3 protein-coding genes are annotated in these 1,986 nt (G+C 33.7%); 1 reads left to right on the top strand and 2 read right to left on the bottom strand.

Going from position 1 to position 1,986, the window contains the following annotated elements:
- Nucleotides 1-25: 25 nt before the first annotated feature.
- Both GVV19_RS10695 and GVV19_RS10700 read right to left on the bottom strand, forming a co-directional pair.
- Nucleotides 26-385: a hypothetical protein gene (locus GVV19_RS10695; RefSeq protein ID WP_159647521.1), complete on the bottom strand. Its 360-nt coding sequence runs from the start codon at nt 383-385 to the stop codon at nt 26-28.
- A 142-nt stretch (nt 386-527) separates the two neighbouring features.
- A complete protein-coding gene (locus GVV19_RS10700; RefSeq protein WP_159647523.1) occupies nt 528-1,136 on the bottom strand; it encodes a hypothetical protein in 609 nt (202 codons plus the stop codon).
- Nucleotides 1,137-1,296: 160 nt separating this feature from the next.
- On the opposite strand from GVV19_RS10700, the gene GVV19_RS10705 reads away from it, so the two are divergent.
- Nucleotides 1,297-1,911 carry a hypothetical protein gene (locus GVV19_RS10705; protein WP_159647525.1) on the top strand — a complete coding sequence of 205 codons (615 nt, stop codon included), beginning with the start codon at nt 1,297-1,299 and terminating at the stop codon, nt 1,909-1,911.
- Nucleotides 1,912-1,986 lie beyond the last annotated feature (75 nt).

Genomic DNA, 1,986 nt, shown 5'->3' on the forward strand with positions numbered 1-1,986 from the left:
CAATACGTTAGTTACTATTTTCGATTTAAATGGTTCCATTGATTATCTCCTGCGCTTCTAAGTACCTGATTGTTAGGTTGATTGCGTGATGAACTTTGGGTGTAGTTCTTCCTGTGTATGGATCATAATAATAAGTGAAATCGTCACCGCTAATTTCAAAGATATAGTTATCGCCGTTTGACACCCCAATCAAATTTTTATATTCCTCAACCTTATGTTCTTCATATCCATCATCAACACATTCCCAAGCCTTAACAACTTCATCCCATGTAGGTGTTCGATGCATCTCGACTAATTTATCAAATTCTTCCTTCGTAAACTTGTGACCCCAAATAGAAATGCATGGGGCTTCAGTGAACATATTTAATTTACCTTCTTTTAACATTTTCAACCCTCTTTTCTTTGTTTAGATTATTCAAGAATACGTATATCTTTTCTTGAATTTTAATAATGTTATATGAGCCGCTATTTAAGCGGCTCAAATGATTATTTTATAAAATAACCTATTTCTTATAAATCATGATTAATTATAAACATTTTGAACCAGAATTTAGCTGAGAACTAGCCATTCTCAATGCTTCAATCCATAAGTAGAATCTTAATGGTGTTGTCTTTCCGAAGTTACTGAATGTTTCATGATAGTCGACATCATAATCTGATATTTTAGAGTTATTTAATGCAATCCAAAATGACCATTCTCCTCCAGTTCCTGAATAATCAACTTCTCCCAAACATTCCCGAAGTATCTCTTCAACTTTTTCCAATTCATCGCCATCAAAGTCTTCATTTTTTTGTTCTTCAATCCATTCTTCGATATCTTTTTCAAGAACAGCTTCCTTCCATGTTGAGTCTTGTTCAGACCAAGACACGATCTTTTCTTTTAAATAATGATAAGACTGTTCCCACTTATCTGTGAATCTAGGGAACCATGTTAAATCGAATACCGCACTGCCAAGATCACCACTTAGATACATGTGATTTCTGTTAAGTACGAAACGAATTGCATAGTGCGATAATCCATGACTTTTCCAGTCCATAACTTGGACATCTTCCGTATCAACAATCATTACTGCATCATGATTTTCAAAGTTTTTTATTTCTTCTTGAAGAATTCCATTTAGTGTTTCGTTATTCATTTTATTTCCTCTTTCTAACAGGTAGATAACCTGTATCTTATTTGAATTTTGAAAACACTACTCAGAGCCTTTATAGAGTGGCTAAGAGTGATGTCTCTTTATTTAATGGTTTTTGCTATTTAGTATGATAGAATTAATCAATACGGAGGTTCACATACATATGGATATATCTATAGACTCTATTACGATAACGATTAGCATAATTTCCTTAATTTTTTCAGTTTACTTCGCCACAACTTCAGCTCGTCGACAACGATTTAACCTGAAAGTAGAGCAGCTACATGGAGGTGACCAAAGCGGAACCTTACTTTCTTATGATGGTGTTTCAGCTTCTGTAAGCGAAATGACTGGTAAACCTCATTACAGTCAAGTTGCCTTAATAAGAATTGTTTTGACAAATAGAAGTGCTTCGCCTATTTCTATTCTTTCTTTTTTTCTTGGAGACGAAGATGGTCCTGAATTTTCTGACTATTCTCATACAGAGCCATTCTTTGTCATATCCACTGGAGAGAATACAAGAGTGAATTTTGGATTTGTTGACAACCATATTGACTATCTTAAACCTGTAATCAATCTATCCGCATATGAATCAACATCTGGTTATTTGCTTTTTCCAATCAGTGAGGTTTACAATTTCGATTACTCCAAGAGAATTAAACTAGTTGTAAAAACTTCACGAAAAACTATTAGCAAAAATATCAACTTTGGTCCGATCTACCAGTCACATGATAAAGCTAAGTACGAACATGTAGATTCTATTAAGTACAATTCATAATGAATTGACTCTATTTGCATACACTACTCTGCCTTATTCGTTAACTTATCCCATCAGATAACCTACATGTTATTT

It is taken from the genome of Erysipelothrix anatis, from assembly GCF_009828745.1.
GTDB classification, from domain to species: domain Bacteria; phylum Bacillota_I; class Bacilli_A; order Erysipelotrichales; family Erysipelotrichaceae; genus Erysipelothrix; species Erysipelothrix anatis.